General features: G+C 65.8%; 15 protein-coding genes. 7 read left to right on the plus strand and 8 right to left on the minus strand.

The window, feature by feature from the left end; translation table 11 throughout:
- Positions 1–19: 19 nt before the first annotated feature.
- From LPB04_RS10030 to LPB04_RS10040, 3 genes are all read right to left on the minus strand, one after another.
- On the minus strand, positions 20–1711 hold the full coding sequence (locus LPB04_RS10030) for an ABC transporter ATP-binding protein (RefSeq protein ID WP_227496743.1): 1692 nt from the start codon (positions 1709–1711) through the stop codon (positions 20–22).
- A gap of 85 nt (positions 1712–1796) precedes the next feature.
- Positions 1797–3548, minus strand: coding sequence for an ABC transporter ATP-binding protein (locus tag LPB04_RS10035; RefSeq protein WP_193688530.1), 1752 nt, complete (start codon positions 3546–3548; stop codon positions 1797–1799).
- A gap of 135 nt (positions 3549–3683) precedes the next feature.
- The gene (locus LPB04_RS10040; RefSeq protein ID WP_193688531.1) at positions 3684–4391 is read right to left on the minus strand and encodes a phasin family protein; all 708 of its coding nucleotides are present in this window, start codon (positions 4389–4391) and stop codon (positions 3684–3686) included.
- Between the two features lie 234 nt (positions 4392–4625).
- On the opposite strand from LPB04_RS10040, the gene LPB04_RS10045 reads away from it, so the two are divergent.
- The 4 genes from LPB04_RS10045 (at position 4626) to LPB04_RS10060 (ending at position 8333) form a co-directional block, all read left to right on the plus strand.
- Positions 4626–5900 carry an amidohydrolase family protein gene (locus LPB04_RS10045; RefSeq protein WP_193688532.1) on the plus strand — a complete coding sequence of 425 codons (1275 nt, stop codon included), beginning with the start codon at positions 4626–4628 and terminating at the stop codon, positions 5898–5900.
- Positions 5901–5961: 61 nt separating this feature from the next.
- Positions 5962–6486 (plus strand): GNAT family N-acetyltransferase, encoded by a 525-nt coding sequence (locus LPB04_RS10050; protein WP_227496692.1) that lies wholly within the window; start codon positions 5962–5964, stop codon positions 6484–6486.
- A gap of 101 nt (positions 6487–6587) precedes the next feature.
- Positions 6588–7568 carry a diacylglycerol/lipid kinase family protein gene (locus LPB04_RS10055; protein WP_193688533.1) on the plus strand — a complete coding sequence of 327 codons (981 nt, stop codon included), beginning with the start codon at positions 6588–6590 and terminating at the stop codon, positions 7566–7568.
- Positions 7569–7640: 72 nt separating this feature from the next.
- Positions 7641–8333 carry an NnrU family protein gene (locus LPB04_RS10060; protein WP_193688534.1) on the plus strand — a complete coding sequence of 231 codons (693 nt, stop codon included), beginning with the start codon at positions 7641–7643 and terminating at the stop codon, positions 8331–8333.
- A gap of 1 nt (position 8334) precedes the next feature.
- On the opposite strand, the gene LPB04_RS10065 is transcribed toward LPB04_RS10060, so the two are convergent.
- The 3 genes from LPB04_RS10065 to LPB04_RS10075 are packed head-to-tail and all read right to left on the minus strand — an operon-like array spanning position 8335 to position 15425.
- Entirely contained in the window at positions 8335–11244 is a 2910-nt protein-coding gene (locus LPB04_RS10065) for an MGH1-like glycoside hydrolase domain-containing protein (RefSeq protein WP_193688535.1), read from the minus strand.
- A gap of 21 nt (positions 11245–11265) precedes the next feature.
- On the minus strand, positions 11266–13581 hold the full coding sequence (locus LPB04_RS10070; protein WP_193688536.1) for an amylo-alpha-1,6-glucosidase: 2316 nt from the start codon (positions 13579–13581) through the stop codon (positions 11266–11268).
- On the minus strand, positions 13578–15425 hold the full coding sequence (locus LPB04_RS10075; RefSeq protein ID WP_193688537.1) for a glycoside hydrolase family 13 protein: 1848 nt from the start codon (positions 15423–15425) through the stop codon (positions 13578–13580). Before LPB04_RS10075 ends, LPB04_RS10070 begins: the two co-directional genes overlap by 4 nt.
- Before the next feature lie 426 nt (positions 15426–15851).
- On the opposite strand from LPB04_RS10075, the gene LPB04_RS10080 reads away from it, so the two are divergent.
- On the plus strand, positions 15852–18587 hold the full coding sequence (locus LPB04_RS10080; RefSeq protein WP_193688538.1) for a TonB-dependent receptor: 2736 nt from the start codon (positions 15852–15854) through the stop codon (positions 18585–18587).
- Between the two features lie 168 nt (positions 18588–18755).
- Positions 18756–20597, plus strand: a complete 1842-nt coding sequence (locus LPB04_RS10085; protein ID WP_193688539.1) for a DEAD/DEAH box helicase — start codon at positions 18756–18758, stop codon at positions 20595–20597.
- A 238-nt stretch (positions 20598–20835) separates the two neighbouring features.
- Here LPB04_RS10085 and LPB04_RS10090 read toward each other — a convergent pair whose 3' ends face one another.
- Both LPB04_RS10090 and LPB04_RS10095 read right to left on the minus strand, forming a co-directional pair.
- Positions 20836–21696: an alpha/beta hydrolase gene (locus tag LPB04_RS10090; protein ID WP_193688540.1), complete on the minus strand. Its 861-nt coding sequence runs from the start codon at positions 21694–21696 to the stop codon at positions 20836–20838.
- A gap of 21 nt (positions 21697–21717) precedes the next feature.
- Positions 21718–22992 (minus strand): MFS transporter, encoded by a 1275-nt coding sequence (locus LPB04_RS10095; protein WP_193688541.1) that lies wholly within the window; start codon positions 22990–22992, stop codon positions 21718–21720.
- A gap of 297 nt (positions 22993–23289) precedes the next feature.
- On the opposite strand from LPB04_RS10095, the gene LPB04_RS10100 reads away from it, so the two are divergent.
- Complete coding sequence (locus tag LPB04_RS10100) at positions 23290–24612, plus strand: MFS transporter (protein WP_193688542.1); 1323 nt, start codon at positions 23290–23292, stop codon at positions 24610–24612.
- Positions 24613–24681 lie beyond the last annotated feature (69 nt).

The following is a 24681-nucleotide window of genomic DNA, read 5'->3' on the forward strand; positions in this document are numbered from 1 at the left end:
GCGCGCCCCGGCGGCGCCGTCACACCGCCAGCTGCTGCAGCAAATACAATCTCTGGTACAAGCCGCCTTCGATGCGCATCAGCTCCTCGTGTGCGCCCGATTCCGTAATCCGCCCGTGGTTCAGCACCACGATCCGGTCCGCATCCCGGATGGTCGACAGCCGGTGCGCAATCGCGATGATCGTCACGTGCCCGCGCAATTCGTCCAGCGCTTCCTGCACGATCTGTTCGGTCGCGCTGTCGATGCGCGAGGTCGCCTCGTCCAGCAGCAGGATGCGCGGCTCGCCGGCCAGGGCGCGGGCGATCGCGATCAGCTGCTTCTGGCCGGAGGACAAACGCGAACCGCCTTCCCCGAGCGAGGTCTCGTAACCCTGTTCCAGCGCTTCGATGAAGTCGTGCGCATGGGCGGCACGTGCGGCCGCCTCGATGCGGTCCAGCGACAAGCCGCGCCCCATGTCGATGTTCTCGCGCGCCGATGCCGCCAGGATGAACGGGTCCTGCGGTACCAGGCCGACCTCGTTGCGGAAGCGTTCGTTGTCGATGCCGGCGATCGGTTCGCCGCAGATCTCGATGCGGCCATGCTCGGCCGGGTAGTAGCGCAGCAGCAGGGATAATAAAGTCGACTTGCCGCTGCCGGTGTGGCCGACGATGCCGAAGAAGGCCCCTTGCGGGATGTCGAGCGTGATGTCGTGCAGGACGTTCTGGCCCGGCACATAGGCGAAACTCAGGTCGCGCACGCGCACGGCCGGTGCGTCGGGACGCGCTTCCAGACGCGATCCGGCGGCGCGGCCAGCCAGGTGTTCGGCGGCGCCGGCTTCGTCGAGCAGGCCGGCGACGCGCGCGGTGGCGACGACCGCCTGCTGCAGGCCGCTGAACTGCATCGTGATCTGGATGAGCGGCTCGACCACGCGTGCGATATAGCTGATGAAGGCGTACAGCACGCCGACTTCGACCGCGCCGATTTGCCGCTGGCCGAAGCTGAAGATGACCACCGCCAGCAGGATCACGTTGAGCAGGTCCAGCGCCGGGCGCAACAGGAACGCGTTGGCCTTCAGTTCGGCCAGGCGCGCATGGTAATGCCGGTCGTTGGTGGCGGCGAAGCGCTCGCCGAAGCGGCCCGCCGCATTGCTGGCCTGGAGCACCGTCATGCCGCCGATCGACTCGGCCATCTGGCCGTTGATGTCGCTGCGCAAAGCGCGTGCGCGCGTCACCGCCGGCGCCGACAGGCGCTGGTAGAGCCAGACGATCACCAGCACCGCCGGCAGCAGGGCCAGCACGATCAGCATCAGGCGCCAGTCGAGCCAGGCCATGGCGATCATGGTGCCGACCAGGACGATGCTCGAGTCGAGCAGCACGAACAGCACCTGGATGTACAGGGTTTTCACGGCCTCGGTGTCGTTCGTCACGCGGCTGACCAGCTGACCCGTGATGGCGCGGTCGAAAAAGGCCATCGGCAGGCGCATCACGTGGCCATACACCCATTCGCGCAGGCGCCGCACCGAGCGCATCGCCATGCCCGACAGGCGGATCAGCTGCAGGTAGCGCAGCCAGGAGGCGGCCCAGCCTGTGACGAGCACGCCGCCCAGCAGCAAGCCCATGCGGGTCCAGTCGGCGTGGCGCGGGACCAGGTGCTCGTCGATCAGGGCTTTGCCGAGGATCGGGCCGATCACTTCCAGGAAGGCCGACAGCATCAGCCACAGGGTCGCCAGCATCAGCTGGCGGCGGTCCGGCCAGGCGGCGCGGCGCAGCAGCGAGGCCGCCTGGGTGAGCTGGGCGCGGCCCGCTTTCACGATGGTCTCAGGCTGCGTCAAGGCTGGCCTCCAGTTGTTGGTAGCGCCACTGGCTGGCATACCAGCCATTCAGTAGCAGCAGGGTGTCGTGGTCGCCCGATTCGACAATGCGGCCATCTTTCAGCACGACGATCAGGTCGGCGTTCACCACGGCCGACAGGCGGTGGCTGGCGATGATCGCCGTCAGCTCCGGCCGTGCAGCGCGCAGTTCGGCCAGGTGTTCGAGGATGCGGGTTTCGGTGCCGGTGTCGACGGCCGACAGGGCGTCGTCGAGCAGCAGCAGCGAGCTTTGCGCCAGCAGCGAACGGGCGATCGCCACCCGCTGGCGCTGGCCGCCCGAGAGCGTGATGCCTTTTTCGCCGACCGGGGTGTCGTAGCCCTGCGGGAAGCGCAGGATGTCGTCGTGGATCGCGGCCATGTCCGCCGCCTGTTCGATCTCGGCGCGGCTGGCGCCGGGACGGGCGAGCGCGATATTCTCGGCGATGCTGGCCGAGAACAGGAAGGATTCCTGCGGCACCCAGCTGGTGGCCGCGCGCAGCGCAGCGAGTCGATAAAGCTCCAGCGGATGGCCGCCCCAGGTGACGGAGCCCGCCTGCGGCGTCGCCTGGCGCAGCAGCACGCGCAGCAGGGTCGACTTGCCGGCGCCGGTCGGGCCGACCAGGCCGAGCGTCATCCCGGGCCGCAGCGCCACCGAGACGCCGTCGAGCGCAGGCCGCTCCGCGCCGCCGTAGGCGAAGCGCAGGTCGCGCAGCACCAGCGGGCCGTCTTCGATGCGATCGAGTTTTCCCTCGTCGACCACGCTCAAGGGCGCGTCCAGCATCGGCTGCAGGCGCGCCAGGCCGGCGCGTCCGCGCTCGATCAGCGACAGCACCCAGCCGGCCGCGAACATCGGCCAGATCAGCTGCCCGAGGTACATGCTGAAACTGGTCAGTGCGCCGATGGTCAGCTGGTTGTTCCAGACCAGGTAGCCGCCCAGGCCCAGGGTCAGGGTGCTGGCCGCGGTCAGGGTCAGGCCGACCGCCGGCTCGTAGGCCGCTTCCCATTTCTGGGCGGTGAGGCTGGCGTCGGCCGCCTGGCCGGCCAGTTCCGAGAACTGCTTGCTGCTTCTCGCTTCCAGGCCCAGGGCGCGCACCGTGCGCACGCCGGACAGGGATTCCTGCACATGGTCGTTCAGGCTTGAGAAACGTTTTAATGAATCCGTTTCCGCCGTGTGGATGTGGCGCGAGATGTACCAGAAGGCCAGGCCCATGAGCGGGAAGGGCAGCAGCGCGATCAGGGCCAGGCGGTAGTCGACCCCGAGCAGCATCACGCCCAGCACCATGATCAGGGTCAGCGTGCCGTCGAAGCCGGCCAGCATCGCCTCGCCGGCGGCCATCTCGATGGCGTCGATGTCGTTGGTGGCCAGCGCCATCAGGTCGCCGGTGCGCTGCTTCTGATAGAAGGCCGGGCCTTGCGCGGACAGGCGCGCATATAAACGCGTGCGCAGTTCGACGCCGAGCCGGTAGGCGGCCGAATACAGGCGGATGCGCCAGCTCACGCGCAGCACGTAGATCGTCAGACCCAGCGCCAGCAATTGCAGGATCTGCACGGTGAGCTCATGGTCGGATAAGCGGTGCGCGGCCAGGCCGTCGATCATGGCGCCGACCTTGCGCGGGATCCAGACGGTGCAGATGGCGACGCCGGCCAGCATCACCGCCGACGAAGCGTAGGCTTTCCAGTGGCGCAGCACGAAATTGCCGACCAGGCTTGCGAGACTCATGAGTTTCCTTGCGTTGCTGCCCGCGCAAAGAAGGCCGCGCCCGAAAGCACAGGGCGCGGCGCGAAAAAAAAGCGGGCCGAAGCCCGCTAGTTTACTGTCTTTGATCGTCAGGCGCAGCGCGCCTCAGGAAGCCGGTCAGTTGTGCTTGCGGCGGCCCTTGGTGCCACGCAGTTCCGTGACCTTGGTCGTCGCCGGCGCCGCCACCGGCGGCGTCGCGTCGACCGGTTCGACCTTCGGCAGCTCGATCTCGACCGAGACCTCGACCGGGACGCTGGCGGCCACCGGGTGCGGCGGCGCGACCGGCAGGTCGAGCACTTCGCTGGCGGCCTTGGCGATCGCCGTCGGCTCGGCGTCCGGTTCGACGTCGGAGGTGACGATCGCGATGGCGGCAGCCTTCTCCGCTTCGGGTTCCGGAGCAGGCGCCGCTTGCTGGGCGGGAGCGGCCGGGGTCACGCTGGACACGGCGGCGTCGACGGTTTGCTGCGCCGCAGCGGCAGTCGCCGTGCTGATGGCATTCAGGGCGTCGACGCTGTAGCTGCGCAGCGGGGCGAAGCCGGTGCCGGCGGCGATGGAAAACAGCTCGCTGCCGAAGTTGAACATGGTGCGCAGGTTCTGCTGCGATTGGGCGCCCAGCGCGAGCAGGTCGCGCGGGTCGCGCACGGCCAGCAGCTGGCGCAGGGCATCGGACGATTGTGCGATGGCGGCGCGCGAAGCCTCGAACTGGAGCGCGACGACGCGGCTGGTGCGGTCGAGCGCTTGCTCGCTGAAGCTTTGCAACAGGTTGAAACCATTGTCGAGCTGGGTAATGCGGGCTGCGGAGAACTGTTCTTGAAGTGAAGTCATCGTGATTCCCTTATCGGTCGGCTTATCGTTTGGCAGTTGATTCGACGGCTAATGATTCGTTATGGCGCACTGCAACATAAACAGTGTAGCCTCGTTGCGCAACGCCGCAAAGCGAAATTTGCCAATGTGGCATCGGTGCAATATTGCACTGCAGCACCCCGGCACGTCCTCATCGGTAAATCGTCGAAAACGATGGGAAATCGCTACAATCAATGTATCTGAACAGGAGCGTCCATGGACCTTGTCATCCGCAATGCCACCCTGGCCGACGGCCGCCGCGGTATCGATATCGGCGTGGTCGGCTCACGCATCGCCGCCGTCGAGCCCGCCCTGCCGGCACGGGGCGTACGCGAAATCGACGCCGGTGGCGACCTCGTCTCGCCGCCCTTCGTCGATGCCCATTTCCACATGGACGCGACGCTCAGCTACGGCCTGCCGCGCGTCAACGAATCCGGAACCTTGCTCGAAGGCATTGCGCTTTGGGGCGAGCTGAAACCACAACTCGCGCAGGAAGCGCTGATCGAACGGGCGTTGCATTATTGCGACTGGGCCGTGGCGCGCGGCCTGCTGGCGATCCGCACCCACGTCGATATCTGCGATGACCGCCTGCTCGCCGTGGAGGCCTTGCTCGAGGTCAAGCGCCGGGTGGCGCCGTATATCGACCTGCAGCTGGTTGCCTTTCCGCAGGACGGGCTGCTGCGCAGTCCCTCCGCGTTCGAGAACCTGAAACGCTCGATTGCGATGGGCGTGGACGTGGTCGGCGGCATCCCGCATTTCGAGAGAACAATGGCGCAGGGGGCGGAATCGGTGCGGCTGCTGTGCGAGTTCGCGGCCGGCAAGGGGCTGCGCGTGGACATGCATTGCGACGAGACCGACGACCCGCTCTCGCGCCACGTCGAGACCCTGGCCTACGAGACCTGGCGCCTCGGGCTGCAGGGGAGGGTCGCCGGTTCCCACCTGACCTCGATGCACTCGATGGACAATTACTATGTCAGCAAACTGCTGCCGCTGATGAAGGAATCGGGCGTGGCGGCGATTGCGAATCCCCTCATCAACATCACGCTGCAGGGCCGCCACGATACCTATCCGAAGCGGCGCGGCATGACCCGCGTGCCCGAGCTGCTGGCGGCGGGCATCGACGTTGCCTTCGGCCACGACTGCGTGATGGACCCGTGGTACGGACTCGGTTCGGGCGACATGCTGGAAGTGGCGCACATGGGCCTGCACGTGGCCCAGATGACGGGGCAGGCGGCGATGCGCGAATGTTTTCTTGCCGTCACCGAGACGCCGGCGCGCATCCTCGGACTCGAGGGCTACGGTATCGAACCGGGCTGCCATGCCGACTTCGTGCTGCTGGGCGCATCGAGCCCGGTGGAGGCGATCCGCCTGCGCGCCGCGCGGCGCGCCGTCGTGCGCCGCGGAGCGGTCGTGGCCGAAGCGCCGCCTGCGGCCTCGACCCTGCACCTGGACGGGCGCCCGGCCGCGGTCGATTTCCGAATCAAGCGCTGACCTCGCTTGCCCGGTGCTAGAATCGCCAGCTTGTTTATTGATTCATGAGTTTCTACCAGCCGTGAAAGACATCCAGATCCGCCCCGCCACCAGCGCCGATTTCGAGGCCATGTGGACCATTTTCTGCGCCCACGTGAGTGCCGGCGAGACCTATCCGTTCGGTCCGGAGGTCACCCGTGAAGCGGCGCAGATGTACTGGTTCGGGCAGGGCGTGACCAGCCGCGTGGCCACGCTCGGCGAGCGCGTGCTGGGCATGTACCGCGTGGTGCCGAACCAGCTCGGACGCGGGCGCCACGTCGCCAACGCCTCCTACATGGTCAGCCCGGCGGCGCAGGGCGTGGGCGTGGGCCGCCTGCTGGGCGAACACAGCCTTGGCGAGGCGCGCAGCCAGGGCTACCTGGCGATGCAGTTCAATTATGTCGTCAGCACGAACGTCGCCGCCGTCATGCTCTGGAAGAAGCTCGGGTTTTCGATCGTCGGCACCCTGCCGAAAGCGTTCCGGCACAAGCGGCTGGGCTATGTCGATGCCTACGTGATGTACCAGTTGCTGCAGGATCCGGACCACTGGCCGACCGCTGACGAGTAAGCGCGTCCGGTATTTCCGCCCGGATGCAGTGCAGCGTGGCGTTCTGTGCGATGGTAGGATGAGATTGTCAATTCATCATCCCTGAAAGCAGCCAGAATCCCATGCCATCCGCCGCCCCCGGTCCGAACGCAGCCTTCTATGTCGTGATGAACGCCGGCTCCGGTCACTCCGAAACCGAGCTGCGCGAGTCGACCATCCGCGACGTATTGCAAGCTGCCGGACGCAGCTGCCACCTCGAAGTCGTCGACGATCCCGAAAAACTGGGCGAGATCGCACGCCGCATGGCGCAGAAGGCGAAGGAGGACGACGGCGTCGTGGTCGCGGCCGGCGGCGACGGCACCATCAACACGGTGGCGCACGAGGCGGTGCGGCAGGGCTGCCTGTTCGGCGTACTGCCGCAGGGGACCTTCAACTATTTCGGCCGCACCCACGGCATCCCCGAAGACCTGGCCGAGGCTGTGCACGCGCTGCTCGACGCGCGCGTGACGCCGGTCCAGATCGGGATGGTCAACGACCGCATCTTCCTCGTCAACGCCAGCGTCGGCCTGTATCCGCAGCTGCTCGAAGCGCGCGAGCTCGATAAACGCCACTACGGTCGCAGCCGCGTGGTGGCGATCATCTCGGCCCTCAAAACGGCGCTCGGCCGCTACCGCCCGCTGCGCATCACCCTCGACACCGAAGGGCAGACGCGCAAGCTGCGCACACCGACCCTGTTTGTCGGGAACAACCGGCTGCAGATGGAGCAGGTCGGCATGGAACCCTTGAAAATTGCGCTCGAAGAGGGAGAGCTGGCGGCCATTGCGCCGCGCTCGGTCGGCAAGATCGGCATGCTCGGCCTGATGCTGCGCGGGGCGCTCGGGCGGCTGGGCGAGGCCGAGAACGTGGTCGCGTTTTCCTTCAAACGCCTGATCGTCAAGCACGCGCGGCTGTCGCCGCGGCGGCGCATCAAGGTCGCCACCGATGGCGAAGTGACGCATATGAACATGCCGCTCGAGTTCCGGGTGGTGGAGGGGAGGTTGAAGCTGCTCAAGCCGGCGGCCGAAGCCGCCGCGAGCGCGCCCGTATCGGCCGAGCGGGCCTGAATTGCGGCCAGCCTTCTGCTAGAGTAGGGTGTCCGCGCCCGGAGGCGCGCTCCCAACCGATACGAGGTGCGCATGTCTGGTTCGATGCTGGTGCTGGCAGCCGCCGGCGCATTCGTGGCAACCCATTTCATCCTGTCCCATCCGCTGCGCGGGCCGCTGGTGCGCGCCGTCGGCGAGAAGGGGTTTCTCGCCCTCTACTCCCTCGTTGCCTTCGTCACGCTCGGCGCCACCGTCTGGGCCTATCGCAGGGCGCCGGCGACAAGGCCGCTGTGGGAAGTCGGCGACGGCCTGTGGGCCTTCGTCACCGTTGCCATGCTGATCGCCTCCATCCTGCTGCTCGGATCGCTGATCCGCAATCCGGCCCTGCCCGGCGCCGCCAGGAGCGCTGCGACGGCCGAGGCGCGCGGGGTCTACGGCATCACGCGCCATCCCATGATGTGGGCCTTCGCGATCTGGGGCGCCTGCCACATCCTGGTCTATCCGGTCGAAAAGAACATCATCGTGGCCGGCGCCATCATCGTGCTCGCCCTGGTCGGCGCCGCGCTCCAGGACCGCAAGAAGGCCGCGCAGGACCCGCAGGGCTGGAGCGCCTGGCAGGCGCGCACCAGCTACCTGCCGTTCGCGGCGATCGCGGCGGGCAGGGCGCGCTTCGGCGGCTTCGGCGGGCATGCGCTCGGCGGCGGCATCGCCGTCTGGCTGCTGGCCACCTGGCTGCACATTCCGGCTTCCGGCTGGGCGGCAGGGATCTGGCGCTGGCTGACCTGAATCATTCCACCCGCTGCACACGCACCCCATACAGGTCGACCCGATTAGACGGCCCGCCCGTGCCGCCGGCGCCGCTGAAGCTGGCGTTGCTCTCCAGGTAGCTCATGTTATAGAAATCGGCGAGCCGTACGCGGTAGGCGCCCGGCTGCAGGTGAGCCGGGAGTGGTGTCGACAGCGGCGCCGGCGTGTTTGCGCGCGCCGGTTTCGTGTGTGGCAGCTGGACCACGCCCTGCGCGATCGGGCGGCCGGCCGCGTCCTCGATCGTCATCCACTTCACGCCGCCGCTGATGCCGAGGTTGATCTGGTTCGCCTCGTTGCGGTAGCGCAGCTGGATGCGGTAGTCGCCGGCGCGCTCGATGCGCAGGTCGCGCAATTCGAAGCGGTCTTGCGGTGCGCCCCAGCCGGCGATGCGCGGTGCGGCATCCGTCGTCATCTTCAGGTTCGACGATACGCGCGCGTCCGTGATCGCGATTTCGGTTGCGGCATCAAGGCAGCGCGGCACGCTGTGGTGGCTGCGGTTGCCGGCGTTTGAAAATTCCGCCTCGACGGCATAGCAGGCATAGGGATGCGCTTCGGGATCGAGCCAGGCGCCGCGTGCCAGCTTTGCCGCCACCAGCTTGCCGTCGCGGTAGACGTGATAGACGGTTTTCGCCTTGGCGCCGGCCCCGTTGCCACCCGCATTGAAGCGCAGGCGGGCATGGCCCGATGCATCGCGGTCGAGGGCCTCGATGACGGGTTCACGCGGACCGAACACCGCGGGCGATTCGAGGTAGGGATCCGCGTTCACACGGCGGATGCCATTGTCTCCCTTGATGACCGCGCCGAGCGCGACCTCGATGACGTCGCCGTCGCGCAGCCGGGCCCACGGGATCGTGGCACCGGTCGGCGCGCCGTTGAGCAGCACCTGCTCGACCTTGTGATAACCCTCGCCCGTGTCCGCGGGCGGAAGCAGCAGGCGCACGGTGACACTCGCACCGCGCAGGCGCAGGCTGTGCAGCGTGGCCTGGTTCGTGCCGGCGAAGGTCTCGCGCCGCAGTTTCGCCGTCACGAAGGGCTGCAGCCGGATGCCTTCATCGAGCGGCGTCACGCCGAACACGTTCTCGATCACCATGCCGAGATAGGCGCCGACCGACCATAGCTGGCGCCGAGAATTGATCACGGGGCCGATCAGGGAAGGGTTTTTCTCGTCGAGCAGCAGCGGCTGGCCGCTCAGCCACTCGAGGTTTTCCATGTTCGACATGTTCAGCGCCGCGCCGCGTACCAGCGAATCGTAGGCGGCATCGGCCACGGCGGCATTGCCGCTCATGGCCGCGGCCTTGAGGCCGTAGGCCGTCACGAAGGGCCAGATCGCGCGGTTATGGTAGACCGGCGTACCTTGCTGCTGCGGCCAGATCACGGGCGGTCCCATCGGACCGTGCGGATAGCGCGCGAGGATGCTGTGCGCCTGTTCGCTGCTCGCGATGCCGGTGACGATGGCCAGCGATTGCCCGAGCCAGTCGAATTTATGCAGCGGCGCGCCGTCGAAATGGGCGGCGGTGAGACTGCTGTACATGCCGGCGTCGGGCAGCCACAAGCGCGCGTTGATGGCCTGTTTCAGCGCGCCGGCCCAGGCGCCGTACCGGGATGCGCGCGCGCTGTCGCCCATATCCTGCGCGAGGCGCGCCGCCAGCGTCAGCGCCTTGTAGTGCGCCGCATTGGTCGAGACCGATTTCGAACCCGCCATCGCCGCCAGGTCGTCCGTGATCCAGGCCGCGTAGCTCTGGTCGCGCCAGTCGAGGAAGGATTGCTCGCCCGTGTACAGGCCATCCTGCGCATCGAAGGCGGCGATGCGGTCGTTCTCGATCGTGTTCGACAGGGCCGTCAGGGCGCGCGCGGCAAAGGCGGCGCGCTCGTCCGGCGGCAGCATGCGCAGGGTTTCCTCGGCCGCGAAGGCCCAGGCGACGCGGTCGGTGCTGACCGGCCAGCTGCCGCCGCTGCCCGTGTCCTGCACGATTTGTAGGCCGTCCTGCGTGCCCGCCAGGTGCGGCGCTTTTGGCACCCCGGCACGGTAGCCGGCCAGCTTGAATTCGAGCGAATTGCGCACCCGCTGCGGATCGAGCAGGGCGAGGCCCAGGTCGGCCGCATACGACAGGTCGCGGGTCCACACGTAATGCCACTTTTCACCGGTCTCGAAGCAGTCGCAGGCAATCGCAGCGCCGCCCTTGTAATTGCCGTCGCGGATTTCGCTCACCGCATCCTGGCGCATCTCGTTCGCCGCCAGCGCGAACAGGGCGTCGAAGGCAAGGTTCCCGCTGCGGAGAATGGGCAGCTCGGCGCGCTCGGCATAGTTCGTGTGCTGCGGCACCGGGTCGCGCAGTGTCATCGTCGTCGAATGGGTGTAGCTGCGCAGCTGGGCTTCGGGGTCAAGCAGCGAGAAGCGCGCCGTTTCCTGCCTGCCGTCCCAGGTGGCGAAGGCGAGCGTGGCGACGCGTGCGCGGCCCGCATGCGGATCGGCGGCCGGGCCGCTCTTGCGCTCGGCCAGGCGCGTCACGCGCAGGATCGGCGCCCCTGCCTGCTTCGCGTCCAGCGTGAAGCGGTAAGTGGCGGTGCTGCGTACGAACAGCGTGGCCTCGGGGCCAGCGTGGGTGGCGAGCCGCACCGGCTGGCCTGGCTTGACGGCGACGCTGGTGTCAACGCTCGGCACCCATTCGCGGCTCCAGTCGCGGGTGCCCAGTTTAAAACCGTGGTTGCCGGGGCTGACCTGGATGTCTGCCTCGTAGACGCCATGGCCCTTGTGCTGCAAGGCGTTGTCGAGGCCCCAGGCATTGAAGCCGCCGCGGACAAAGAAGGCTTCGCGCAGCGGGCCGGGATCGGCGGCGACGGTGCTGCAGGCAAGCAGGAGGGTGGGCAGCAGCCAGCGGGGCGAAATCATGGAAGCCTTTCAATCTAAAACTTAGCGGTATTCGTGCCGTTCGATGATGCCGCGCAGCGCATCCTGCGAGCGCAGCACGGGGAAGTCCTCGCTGCGATAGGTCTTCGGCGTGACGAAGCGCAGCGTGCCGATCTTGGCGGCATACGAAGGCCGGGCTTGCGTCACCGCCAACCTGCGGCCGTCGAGCGCCGCACGGCGCGTGCCCAGCGCCAGCGTCACTGCCTTGCCGGGCCCCAGCCTGAAGCTGGTCAGCGAGCGGCTCTTGTCCTTGTTCAGCCAGGCCATGCGCAGGGTGCGCGGTGTGCTGCCGCGCAGGGTGAAGGTCCAGCGCTCGCCATGTTGCGCGCGCACGAAATCGACGCCGACTTCTTCGCCCGCGCCGAAAGGGAGCAGGGCTTTGAATCGCGTCCAGGCGGCGGGAATCGCCGGCTCGAAGGCGAGCGTGTCCTGCGGCAGGTCGGGTTTGAAACCGACGTAATCCTGGTAGCCGTTGCGCGCATATTCGGCCACGCTCCAGGACTGGGCGAAGGTGCCGCTCGGCTTCAGGCGGCCATTCTCATGGGGCAGGGCATCGAGGTTCTCGCTCATGCTGCCCAGGGTGCCCAGGCCGAGGATCTGCCGGCCGAGGTTTTGCGTGAGTTGCCAGCTCAGGTCCTGGTAGCCGAAGCGGTTCAGTGCAGTTACCGTAAAGCCCGCGTTCCAGCCCCAGATGGTGCCGTTGTGGTAAGCCGCATCCTTGTGGTGGAAGGCCGGGTTCTCGTGGCGTGGGTGGAAGTACGGGTCGTCCTGGCTCAGCGAGGCGATGCCGTAGGGGTAGAGCAGCGCCGACACCGCATTCTTCGTCACGCGCGCCTGCACGACGGGCGGGACGAAATCGTCGAAGGGGATGGTCGCCAGCATCAGCTGGTTGGGCCGCACTTTGATGTCGCGGCTGCCGTCTTCGCGCAGGCGGTCGGCCATGGTGGAGCCATCCCAGAACAGGCGCAGGAAGCTGGCGCGGGCTTTGGCCGCCAGCGCGCGCCATTCGCCTGCGCGCTGATGGTCGCCGGCCTGCTCGGCCAGCCAGGCGCCGGTGTCCAGGGCCGTGTACCAGAGCGCCTGGATGTCGTTGGCACGCGCTCCCCGGTCGGACCAGGGCTGGTGCGTCGGGTTCTCGACGCGCGCATCCATCCAGGTGTCGGACGCTGCATGTTTCAGCAGGCCGTCGGCGTCGACATAATTGGCGATGGCGCCCTCGAAATAGGGCACGGCCAGCTTGTACATCTCGGCGGCGAACGCCTTGTCGCCCGTGTAGCGGATGTATTCATGGGCTTCGCGCAGCATCCAGGGTGTGCCGTCGACCGTGTTGTAGATGATCTCGTCCGGGGATACCCGGTTCGGGATGCGGCCATAGTCCTTGTCGCGCGGGGTGCGCAGGTTCTGGAAGCGGGCGAAGTTCGCCAGCACGGCGCGCGCGTCGGCGAACTGGCCGGTGACCAGCAGGGTGCCGGGCAGGGCGATAAAGGTATCGCGGCCCCAGTTCTCGCGGAACCAGGGCAGGCCGGCCCAGATGCCGGCGCCGTATTCGTCGACGACGAATAAACGCGCGGCGGCCTTGGCCCAGTTCAGCGCCTTGTTGTATTCGAGGTCGCTGGTGGCGAGGTAGCTGCTCGTCAGCGCCGCGTGGGTGGCGCGGCGTTCGTCGCCGATCGGGTCGCCGGCGGCCAGCCTGCGCGCGCGGCCCGCTGCCTCCTCGGCCGTCGCACCGAAAGCCGCGACCACGGTGAAGGAAGCCGTCGGCGCGCCGGCGCGCAGCAGCAGGCCGTCTTCCAGCACGAAGGGGAGCTGGCTTGCCAGCGCCATGAACTGCGTCGCGCCCTTGCCTGGGGCCACGGTGACGATGCCATTGTCGAACGTGACCGCGCCCTGGGTCTTCAACAAAGGCCGGATCGCCAGCCGCGCCGGCTGCGCACCCGTCACGCGCAGCGCCAGCGCATGCTTTTTCGAGAGCAGGGCCAGTTCCTCGGTACTGCCGTTGGCATACGCAACGCGGTGACCGAAGGGCAGCACCTGTTCGCGCCCGGACGCGCGTTCGTTGCGCACGCCGTCCAGGTAGCTCATGTAGTTATGGAAGACGGTCCCGCTCTTGAACACGTAGCCGGCGCCGAGCTCGTGGCTGTGCGTAAAACCTTCGAAATAGCCGGCCAGGTTGTCGCCCGCGACGAAGCGCGCTTGCTGTCCCGGCGCGGCCTCGATCGCCATGGAATTGAATAAGGCGTCGACGCCGGGCCTGTCGACGGCAGCGGCGGGTGCCAGCGCAAGCGAGAGGGACAGCGCGAGGAGCGTGCGGCGCATCATGCCCCCGGCAGTTCGATGAGCAGCGTCGCCTTCGGCGCCAGGCGCAATTCGCGTGTCAGGTCGACCGTCTTGCCGCTCAGGAGATCGACGCCGTTTGCCGTCCCCTTCAGCATCTCCTCGAAGCGTGCGGTCGGCAGGACCATCTCTTTGTCGTTGTTGTTCATTGCGACCATGATGCGTTTTTTATCGTTGTATCGGAAGTAGACCCAGGTATTGTTCTCGGGGCCGAAGTGCATGAGCTTACCGGTGTGGATCACCGGCTCGCCTTTGCGCCAGTTGGCGAGCTGGCGCACCAGCGCCAGGGCCGCGCGCTGCTGGGCGGAGAGGCCGGCGCCTGTGAATGCGTTGCGCTTGTCGCCTGCCCAGCCGCCGGGGAAGTCGATGCGGTAGCTGGCATCGTCGCGCCCCTTGACGGTGCTCGTCATGAGGATCTCGTCACCCGTATAAAACTGCGGGATGCGCGGCATCGTCATCAGGAACACCAGGTTCATGCGGTAGCGGTCGAAGTCTTCGCCCACGACGCTGAACATGCGCGCCATGTCGTGGTTGCCGCCGAACAGAACGAGTTTATCTGGCTCCGGATACAGATGGTCCAGCGACAGCGTCTCGTAGACGTCGTTCAGGCTGTTTTCCTCGGGCTTGGCCAGGGCGCTGCGCATGCTGTCGACCAGCGGGAAGTCCATCAGGCCGGGCAGCGAGGAGACGTAGCCGTCGGCGTTGACCTTGCCGCGCTGCCAGTGCGCGACCACCGGCACACGCGTGCTCCATTCCTCGCCCACCATGTTCAGGTTCGGGTATTCGTCCATCAGGCGCTGCGTGTAGCGGGTGAGGAAGGCGCCGTCGGAATAGCCGTAGGTATCGATGCGCAGGCCGGACAGGCCCGCGTACTCGATCCACCAGATATTGTTCTGGATGAGGTAATTCGCCACCAGCGGGTTGGTCTGGTTCAGGTCGGGCATCGCCGGGCCGAACCAGCCGGCCGTGAAATTGCGGCGATCCGCCTGTGCGGCATATGGGTCCTGCACGGCGACGCGGTGGTGCGCCGTGGGCACGAACCGGCCGCCGAAATTGATCCAGTCCGGCGTCGGCAGGTCCTTCATCCACCAGTGGTGCTTGCCGATGTGCGAGAGCACCACGTCCTGGATCAGGCCGATGCCGCGTTGTTTCGCTTCCCGCGACAGCCGCACGAAGTCCTCGTTGCTGCCGTAGCGCGGATCGATCCGGTAGTGATTGGTGGCCGCATAGCCATGGTAGGAATACGCCGGCATGTCGTTTTCGACCAGGGGCGTGGGCCACAGCTGGGTGAAGCCGAGGCCGGCGATGTAGTCGAGGCGGTCGATCGCGCCCTGGATGTCGCCGCCGTGGCGCCCGCCCGGCTTCTTGCGGTCGGCCTGTTCCAGCATGCCGGGGACGCTGTCGTTGGATGGATCGCCGTTGGCGAAGCGGTCCGGCATGATCTGGTAGATGGCGTCACGGTTGCCGAACCCCTGGCGCATGGCGGAACCCGCCTCGCGTGCGCGCAGCTGGTAAGGGTAGCGCAGGGGTGCGCCGTCGCCCGCGAACACGATGTCGAAGCTGCCGGGTTTCGCATCCGGCGCGATCTCGAGATCGATGAACAGGTAATTGGCGTTCGCGACCCGGGTGGTGGAGGCGATGCGCACGCCCGGGTAGTCGATGGCCGGCTGCAGCTTGCCGATGCCGGCCCCATGCACCATCAGTTGCAGGCCAGTGTGGCGCATGCCGGTCCACCAGAAGGGCGGTTCCAGGTGTTGGACGGCAGGCGCGGCGCCGGCAGGCGCCAGGCAAGCGGCGGCGAGGAAAAGTGTTGCAAAAGAGCGTCGCATGGCGGGACTCGGTTAAACAAAATCGGGATAAAAATTACCGGGCTCGGCGCATCGGTGCCCAGGCCAGCGGCTGTGTAGACACCGGCCGGCTCCGGCCGGTTTTCCAATGACATCGATACCATTGCGTGAATTGCACCAAGTTAGTGCAATTACGCACTAACTTGGTGAAATGCAAGCAGGATGTAGTACGACTACACGTATGCACAGGTGCCTTTGTAGCTGCGATACAACGATAGAGCATGTCATTCTATATAAGAGCGTAGGAAAATGACCAGAACCGTAGTGTGGATGAACTCCCGTTGACAGTGCATCTAGTTTTAGTACAGAATTCTTGCCAGAACGTCTAAAAAAGACGTTGATTGAGGATCCCGTGCCGTGGCTGTCGCTGTTTTTCGGGAAATTACACAGTTTGATCTGAGGGGACACATGACTATTTTCGCCAACAAGCGCGCCGCTGGTACGGGCCTTGTATTCCAGCTGAGCCCAGTTGCGGCCGGCTGCGCCATTTTCGTGTCGGCCATGGCCGGCAATGCTTACGCACAGACCACCACCGAACAGGCCGAGCCGGTCGTCGCGACCGTCAAGGTCAGCGGCATCCGCCGCGGTATCGAAGACGCGATCTCGGTCAAAAAGGATTCGAGCTCGATCGTCGAAGCCATCTCCGCCGAAGACATCGGCAAGCTGCCGGACGTCAGCATCGCCGAATCGATCGCGCGCCTGCCAGGCCTGGCGGCCCAGCGCGTCGGCGGCCGTGCCCAGGTCATCAGCGTGCGCGGCCTGTCCCCGGACTTCTCGACCACGCTGCTGAACGGCCGCGAACAGGTCAGCACCGGCGACAACCGCAGCGTCGAATTCGACCAGTACCCATCCGAGCTGCTGAGCGGCGTCACCATCTATAAAACCCCTGACGCGGCACTCGTCGGCCAGGGCCTGTCGGGCACGATCGACATGCAGACCGTGCGTCCGCTGTCCTTCGCCGGCCGCACCGTCGCCATGAACGCGCGCCTGGAGAAGAATTCGCTCGGTTCGATCTCGAACGCGAATTCGCTCGGCAACCGCTTCAGCATCAGCTACATCGACCAGTTCCTGAACCGCACCCTGGGCGTGGCGATCGGCTATGCCCACCTCGATTCGCCGGTGCTGTCCCAGGAAACCGGCCTGTACGAGCCATGGAAGATCCAGTCCCTGTCGGGCGTACCTGCGAATACCTATATCACCGAAGGCATCAAGGCAGTCGGCCGCAGCGGCGACAACAAGCGCGACGGCATCATGGGTGTGGTGCAGTACCGTCCATCGAAAGAGTGGACCAGCACCCTGGACGTCTACGCCTCGAAATTCCAGCGCGAAGAGACCGCTAACCAGATCGAAATCAACCTCGGCGGCTACAACGGCGGCTACAAGCCTGACGTGCTGTTCAACCCGGTCACCACCGCCAACGGCGTCCTGACCGGCGGCACCGCCAACAACGTGTACCCGCTCGTGCGCGGCATGTACAACAACCGCGAAGACAAGATCCGCGCGGCTGGCTGGAACAACCTGGTCAAGCTGGGCGATATCACCGTCAACGCCGACCTGAGCATCTCGAAGGCCAAGCGCAACGAGCTGAACCTGGAAAACAACACCCAGTTCACCAACGCCGCCGGCGATCCGTTCCTGGACAACGTCGGACTGGCATTTGCCGGCGGCGCTTTCCCGAGCATTCGCCCGACTCGCGACTACAGCAACCCGTCCAACCTGTTCGTGCGCGGCACGATCTACGGTTCGGGCTACGGCAAGGTGCCGAGCGTCGAGGACGAGCTGAAGTCGGCCAAGCTGGCCGCCAACTTCCCGCTGCCGGAATCGATGGCCACCTTCTTCTCGAGCGTGGACGTGGGCGTCAACTACTCCGACCGCAGCAAGAAGAAGCGCCAGCCGGAAGGCGACATCACCCTCAAGGGCAATGCCTTCACGGTGCCGGGCGAGCTGCAGTATGCACCGGTCAACCTGGGCTTCGCCGGCGCCGGCGTCATCCCGTCGTGGAACGTGCCGGCCGTCGTGGCCTACGGCATGGTGTTCCAGCCGAGCGATACCAAGGACTACCTGATCGCCAAGGCATGGGACGTCAACGAAAAGATCACGACCTCCTTCGTCAAGGCGAATATCGAGCATGAATTCGGCTCGGTCAGCCTGCGCGGTAACGTCGGCGTGCAAGTCCAGCGCACCGACCAGTCGTCGACGGCCAACTACTTCGACGGCACCGCCCCGGCCGGCAGCCAGGTCAAGCCTGTCACCGATGGCAAGACCTACACCGATGTCCTGCCAAGCATGAACCTGGCCTTCGGCTTCGAGGGTGACCAGACCCTGCGCTTCGCCGCAGCCAAGCAGGTGGCGCGTCCGCGCGTCGACCAGCTGCGTTCGGCCCTGGACTTCGGCGTCGACAAGACCAACTTCAAGCCGGGCGGCAGCGGCGGTAATGCGCAGCTCGATCCATGGCGCGCAAATGCCTTCGACGTCTCGTACGAGAAGTATTTCGGCAAGAAGGCTTACCTGGCCGCTGCGCTCTTCCACAAGAAGCTGACCAGCTACATCTACACCCAGACCAACGACGCCTACGATTTCAGCAAGTTCGTCCCGGGTACGATCGCCAAGACCCCGATCGGTAACTACACTGCGCCATACAATGGCCAGGGTGGCACCCTGAAGGGCCTGGAACTGTCGGGCTCCATGCCGCTGAACCTGGTCACCCCTGTGCTCGACGGCTTCGGCGTCACCGCCAGCGCGACCTTCAGCAAGAGTGGCATCTCGATCAAGGATCCGGGCGGCAGCATCGGCGAAGACATCCCGCTGCCGGGCCTCTCGAAGCGCGTGACCAACCTGACCGTGTACTACGAGAAGAATGGTTTCGAGACCCGCGTCAGCCAGCGTCGCCGTTCCGACTTCGTCGGCGAGATCGGCAACTTCAACGGCAACCGCAGCCTGCGTTACGTGGTCGGCGAGAACGTGGTCGACTTCCAGGTCGGCTACAACTTCGAGACCGGCACGCTGAAAGGCCTGGGTCTGCTGCTGCAGGTGAACAACATCACCAACGCGGCCTACGAGACCTATGCGGCCCGCCGCGACCAGCCGCTCGAGTACCAGAAATACGGCCGTACCGTCCTGCTGGGCGCGAACTACAAGTTCTAAGCCACACCGCGTTTTTACCCTGGAAACCCCGTCGCGCCAGCGGCGGGGTTTTTTTTCTTTGGCGCCGTCCACGCGCCGCCCTGTCCCGTTTGTCTCCAAATTTGCACGTTGCCCGCCCTGAGCGAGTAAACTAGCGCTTTATTCAGTATCGTTTTTCGAAAGTCATCCATGTCCGACACCCCCATCCCATCGTTTGCCGACCTCAACCTCCCTGCGCCCATCGTCAAGGCGCTCAAGGACGTCGGCTACGAAGCACCGTCACCAATCCAGGCCGCCACCATCCCCCTGTTGATGGAAGGCCGCGACGTGCTGGGACAGGCGCAGACGGGCACCGGCAAGACCGCAGCCTTCGCGCTGCCGGTGCTGGCGCGCATCGACACCAAACAAACCACGCCCCAGGCGCTGGTGCTGGCACCGACGCGCGAACTGGCGATCCAGGTGGCCGAAGCCTTCCAGAGCTACGCCGCGCACATGAAGAACTTCGCCGTGCTGCCGATCTACGGCGGCCAGAGCTACGGCCCGCAGCTGCAGGCGCTGCGCCGCGGCGTGCAGGTCATCGTCGGCACCCCGGGCCGCGTGATCGACCACATCCAGAAGGGCTCGCTCGACCTCTCCCAGCTGAAAACGCTGGTGCTGGACGAAGCCGACGAAATGCTGCGCATGGGCTTCATCGACGACGTCGAGCAGATCCTGCAGCAGATCCCGGAAGAGCGGCAGATCGCGCTGTTCTCGGCCACCATGCCGCCGGCGATCAAGCGCATCGCCAAGACCTACCTGCGCGATCCGCAGGAAGTCACCGTCGCCGCCAAGACTGGCACCGCCGACAACATCACCCAGCGTTACTGGCTGGTGTCGGGCATGCAGAAGCTCGACGCGCTGACGCGCATCCTGGAAGCCGAGCCTTTCGACGGCATGATCATCTTCGCCCGCACCAAGCTCGGTACCGAAGAACTGGCGACCAAGCTGCAGGCGCGCGGTTTCGCCGCCGTCGCCATCAACGGCGACATGGCCCAGCAGGCACGCGAGCGCACCATCGAGCAGCTCAAGAACGGCAAGATCGACATCCTGGTCGCCACCGACGTCGCCGCGCGCGGCCTGGACGTCGAGCGCATCAGCCACGTCATCAACTACGACGTGCCGTCGGACCCGGAAAGCTACACCCACCGCATCGGCCGTACCGGCCGCGCTGGCCGCAGCGGCGACGCGATCCTGTTCATCACGCCGCGCGAGCGCGGCCTGCTCAAGGCGATCGAGCGCGCCACGCGCCAGACGGTCTCGCAACTGACGCTGCCGACGATCAAGGCCGTCAACGACGTGCGTATCGCCAAGTTCAAGGAACAGATTGCGGCGACCCTGGCCGCCGGCGGCCTCGAGCAGTTCCGTTCGCTGATCGAGGAATTCGAGCAGGAACAGAACGTGCCGGCAGTCGACATCGCCGCCGCCCTGGCAAAGCTGGGCCGCGGCGACGTGCCGCTGCTGCTGGAAAAGCAGGACCGCGAGCCGAAGGCATCGACCTGGGAAGAGCGCCCTGCGCGTACCGACTTTGTCGAGCGCCTGCCGCGCGCGCCGCGTGACGACGGTCCCGCCCGCGCACCGCGCGAATCGGGCTTTGGTAGCGGCTTCAAGAAGGAACGCATTGCGCGCGCACCGGACGAAGGCATGGCGACCTTCCGCATCGAAGTGGGCCACGCGAACGGCGTCAAGCCCGGCAACATCGTCGGCGCCATCGCCAACGAAGCCAACATCGATTCCAAGATGATCGGCCGCATCGAGATCTACGACGATTTCAGCACGCTCGACCTGCCGGCCGATATGCCGCCGGACCTGATCGATCACCTCAAGACGGTGTGGGTGGCCGGCCAGCAGTTGCAGATCACGCGCGACGGCGAAACGCCGCCGCCGAAGAAGGCGCCTGCCAAGAAGTCCTTCGGGGCGGAGCGCCGGTATGGCGAGAAACCGGGATTCAAGGCGGACAAGCCGCCGTTCAAGAAGGCGCGGCCGAAGGCGTAATGTCGATGCGGCCTCGGCCGCATGGATGAGATGAGCGGCGAATCAGTCTTCTGGCTGATTCGCCGTTTGCGTTTCGGAGTACCGTAGGGTGGGCTCTCGAGCCCACGCGGATGCGGCCCGTGCAGATCGAAACATCACTGGGCCGCAAAGGTGTGCGCATTGAAGTGCTGCACCGCTGTGCGAACGGTGCGAACGCGTGGGCTCGAGAGCCCACCCTACGCTGCACCGCTGCTACGGACTATCGGACAGCCTTCTCGTCCGCAAACATCCACAGCAGCGCCTCGCGCAGCTCGCTGCTCCAGAAGCCCTCATTGTGCTTCTGCTCCGGCACGATTTTCAATACCGTGTTCGCCGCCGGATGCCCGCTGGCCTGTACCACCTGCGCCATGTGCTGCACGTCCGGCACCATCGAATCGCCTTCCTTCTCTCCCATCAGCAGGTAGACCCGCGCATCCTTCGGTAGCGGATGTTGCGCCATGAAGTCGAAGGAGGGCGCCGCCGTCCAGTAGGCGGGCGAGAACACGCCGGCCTTGCTGAACACCTGCGGGTACTGCGCGATCGCGTAGTGCGAAGCCAGTCCGCCCATCGAGCTGCCCATGATCGCCGTATGCGCGCGGTCGGGCAGGGTGCGGTATCTGGCGTCGATATACGGCTTCAGCGTCCTGACGATGAAGTCCGTGTACTGCTTGCCCTCGGCTGCGCCGAAACGCGGGTTGTCCCAGGCGTTCAGTTCCGTGATGCGCTTGTCGCCGCCGTTGTCGATGCCGACCACGATCAGTTCCAGCTTGCCTTCTTTCGACAGCGCGTCCAGCGTCTCGTCGACTTTCCACTCACCGACGAACGAGGTCGCGTCGTCGAACAGGTTCTGGGCGTCGTGCATGTACAGCACCGGATAGCGCTTGTTCGACGTCGCGTAACCCGGCGGCACGTACATGCGGATCTGGCGCTTGCGGTTCAGGCCAGGGATCTCGAGCAGCTCGGGCAGCAGGCTGACGCCGGGCAGGGCGGTCGAGGTTTTGGCGGGCGCCGGCATGTCGGCGGCGCAAGCGAGCGAAGCGGCGAGCAGGAAGGGGGCGAGGCAGAGTCGGATCGATGGCATGAAGGAGGTCTCTCTTGTTATTCAGTGTGAAGCGGCGAATGCGGGCGTGGCGGCCGGCGCCGCCTTGCTGTCGCGCACCAGCAGCCACAGTGCGCTCGACACCGCCAGGCAGCCGCCGCAGATCAGGAACAGCAGGCTTTTGTCGGCTGCCGTGTTGAGCGCGAAGCCGACCACGGTCGTGGCCAGTTGCGGCAGCACCACCGACAGGTTGAACAGGCCCATGAAATAACCCATGCGGCTCTTGTCGACCTTCTCGCTCATGATCGCGAAGGGCAGGCTGACCACCGCCGCCCAGCCGATGCCGACCACCGCCATCAGCACGTACAGCACGCCGGGCGAGCGCGCGAACAGGGCGATTGCGAAGTAGGCCAGCGCCATGATGCCGATGCAGGCCGCCTGCGTGCGCACGCGTCCGAAGCGCGTGACCAGGGGCGCCAGCACCAGCGCCGGCAAGAGGAAGCCGACCACGTTCATGACGGCGAAGGAGATCGCGATCACGTGGCCCGATTGCGCCGCCGCCTGTTCGGCGCCGGCACCGGGCGTGACCACGTGCTGCTGGATGAACGAGATGATGTAGACGAACATCGCCTGCACGCCGAACCAGGTAAAGGCGTGCGCGGCCCACAGGCGCCACAGTTGCGGCCAGTCGGTGGCGGAGGCGGCTTCTTTGCTGACCGGTGCAATCTCGCGCGGCTCTTCGATCAGCAGCACGGGCAGGATCGAGAACACCAATATCAGCAGCACGCCCACCGAAATGAGGGTGTAGTTGTCGATGAAGGCGCCGATCAGATACGCCATCACGCCCCAGAAGCCGGAAATCGTCTGCATCCAGGTATAGCCGCGTGTGCGGGCGTCGCCGTCCGGCGTCACGTCCGCGATCAGGGAGCGGGTCGGATTGAAGCCGACGTTGATCGACAGGTCGAGCGTCAGCGCGATGATCACGGCCACCACAAGTAGGTTGCCGATGCCGAGCAGGTCCGCGACGACCTCGATCCGCGGCAGCAGGAACACGGACAGCGCCGCCAGCACGCCGCCGATCAAAATAAACGGCCGGCGCCGCCCGCCCCAGAACCAGGTTTTGTCGCTGATAAAACCGATGATCACCTGGCCCAGGATGCCGGCCAGCGGGCCGGCGGCCCAGACGATGCCGATCTCGTGGATGTCGAGGTGGTATTTGGTGCTGAGCAGCCAGCTGAGCGCCGAAATCTGGATGCACAGGGCAAAGCCCATGGCCGTGGCCGGCAAGCTGCTCAGGGCATAAAAGGCATTGCTCAGCCGGCGCTGCATGTCGAGCATGGGTGTCTCCCGCTTTTTAGTTAAATTCTCTGTTATTTGACTACAAATCCGCCCCCTGGAATGGCGAGCGTGATGATTCTACTACCACTTAGCCTGATTGACACCCGGAAAACGCCATGTTATTTTGCTACAAATATAGTTAGGTAACTTAGTCTGCAACAGCCCGTCCTCATGGCCTACGGACGGGGACGCTCCCCAGCCTCTTCCTCGACTTCCGCATTGGCGCGGTATCGATAGCGAGCACGTGGCGCGTTCGCCACACATATCGAGCCCGGACCCGGGCCATTGGGGACACAGATGGACATGCATACCAAGGCGCTCAAACCACGCCTGTCGTTCTGGCAGTTGTGGAACATGAGCTTCGGCTTCTTCGGCATCCAGTTCGGCTGGGCGCTGCAAAACGCCAACGCCAGCCGCATCTTTTCCACGCTTGGCGCGGATGCCGACAATCTCTCGCTGTTCTGGCTGGCCGCGCCGGTGACGGGCCTGCTGGTGCAGCCGGTGATCGGCTATGCGAGCGACCATACCTGGCACCCGAAATGGGGCCGCCGCCGTCCGTTCTTCTTCGGCGGCGCGCTGCTGGCCGCGATTGCGATGTTCCTGATGCCCAATTCCTCGATGTTGTGGATGGCGGTCGCCGTCCTGTGGATGATGGACGCCGCGATCAACATCTCGATGGAGCCGTTCCGCGCCTTCGTCGGCGACAAGCTCGACGCCTCGCAGCAGACCGCCGGCTTTGCGATGCAGACCTTCTTCATCGGCTGCGGCGGCGTGATCGCCTCGCTGCTGCCGCAGATCCTGGCCTGGCTGGGCGTGTCGAACGTGCCGGTCGACGGCGCCATTCCCGACACCGTGCGCTATTCCTTCTATGCCGGCGCCCTCGTATTCTTCCTGGCCGTCAGCTGGACCGTGTTCAGCGCCGACGAACTGCCGCCGCCCGACCTCGAATCCTTCCATAAGGAGCGCAAGCACGCGCGCAACCTGAACGTCGCCTTCGTCGAAATCCTGAGCGGTTTTACGAAGATGCCGAAAACGATGGTGCAGCTGGCCTTCGTGCAGTTCTTCACCTGGATCGGCCTGTTCGCGATGTGGATCTACACCGGCAGCGCGATCGCCGACACCATCTACGGCACCCGCGACGCCCAGTCGGCCGCCTTCCAGGAAGCCGGCAACTGGGTCGGCGTCATGTTCGGCGTCTACGGCGGCGTCTCCGCCCTGGCCGCCTTCATCCTGCCGGTGTTCGCGCGCGCCACCAGCCGCAAGATCGTGCACGCGACCTGCCTCGCCATCGGCGGCATCAGCCTGGCGGGCATCGTCGCCATCGGCAGCAAGGAAATGCTGATGCTGCCGATGGTCGGCGTCGGCATCGCCTGGGCCAGCATCCTGACGATGCCGTATGCGATCCTGGCGGGCGCCTTGCCGGCCAGCCGCATGGGTTATTTCATGGGCCTGTTTAACTTCTTCGTCGTGATCCCGCAGATCGTCAGCGGTTTGCTGCTCGGTTTCGTCACCCGCGAATTTTTCAACGGCCATACCGTGCAAACGCTGGCGCTGGGGGGCGGCTGCATGCTGCTGGCAGGCGTATTGACGCTGTTCGTGACCGACAAGGCAGGGTCCTAGACCTGCGCGCCATCCTTTTCGCTCCTGTCGTATCGTAACGTTTTACTAACAAACACACGCGATCACAGG

This window comes from Massilia litorea (assembly GCF_015101885.1).
Lineage (GTDB): Bacteria > Pseudomonadota > Gammaproteobacteria > Burkholderiales > Burkholderiaceae_D > Telluria > Telluria litorea.

Coding starts and splice junctions, on each gene's coding strand:
- LPB04_RS10055 (WP_193688533.1), top strand. CDS start 6,588: ATGCCATCCGCCGCCCCCGGTCCGAACGCAGCCTTCTATGTCGTGATG.
- LPB04_RS10060 (WP_193688534.1), top strand. CDS start 7,641: ATGTCTGGTTCGATGCTGGTGCTGGCAGCCGCCGGCGCATTCGTGGCA.
- LPB04_RS10100 (WP_193688542.1), top strand. CDS start 23,290: ATGGACATGCATACCAAGGCGCTCAAACCACGCCTGTCGTTCTGGCAG.
- LPB04_RS10095 (WP_193688541.1), bottom strand. CDS start 22,992: ATGCTCGACATGCAGCGCCGGCTGAGCAATGCCTTTTATGCCCTGAGC.
- LPB04_RS10065 (WP_193688535.1), bottom strand. CDS start 11,244: ATGATTTCGCCCCGCTGGCTGCTGCCCACCCTCCTGCTTGCCTGCAGC.
- LPB04_RS10090 (WP_193688540.1), bottom strand. CDS start 21,696: ATGCCATCGATCCGACTCTGCCTCGCCCCCTTCCTGCTCGCCGCTTCG.
- LPB04_RS10040 (WP_193688531.1), bottom strand. CDS start 4,391: ATGACTTCACTTCAAGAACAGTTCTCCGCAGCCCGCATTACCCAGCTC.
- LPB04_RS10085 (WP_193688539.1), top strand. CDS start 18,756: ATGTCCGACACCCCCATCCCATCGTTTGCCGACCTCAACCTCCCTGCG.
- LPB04_RS10030 (WP_227496743.1), bottom strand. CDS start 1,711: ATGCTGGCGACCCTGTGGCTGATGCTGTCGGCCTTCCTGGAAGTGATC.
- LPB04_RS10045 (WP_193688532.1), top strand. CDS start 4,626: ATGGACCTTGTCATCCGCAATGCCACCCTGGCCGACGGCCGCCGCGGT.
- LPB04_RS10080 (WP_193688538.1), top strand. CDS start 15,852: ATGACTATTTTCGCCAACAAGCGCGCCGCTGGTACGGGCCTTGTATTC.
- LPB04_RS10075 (WP_193688537.1), bottom strand. CDS start 15,425: ATGCGACGCTCTTTTGCAACACTTTTCCTCGCCGCCGCTTGCCTGGCG.
- LPB04_RS10070 (WP_193688536.1), bottom strand. CDS start 13,581: ATGATGCGCCGCACGCTCCTCGCGCTGTCCCTCTCGCTTGCGCTGGCA.
- LPB04_RS10035 (WP_193688530.1), bottom strand. CDS start 3,548: ATGAGTCTCGCAAGCCTGGTCGGCAATTTCGTGCTGCGCCACTGGAAA.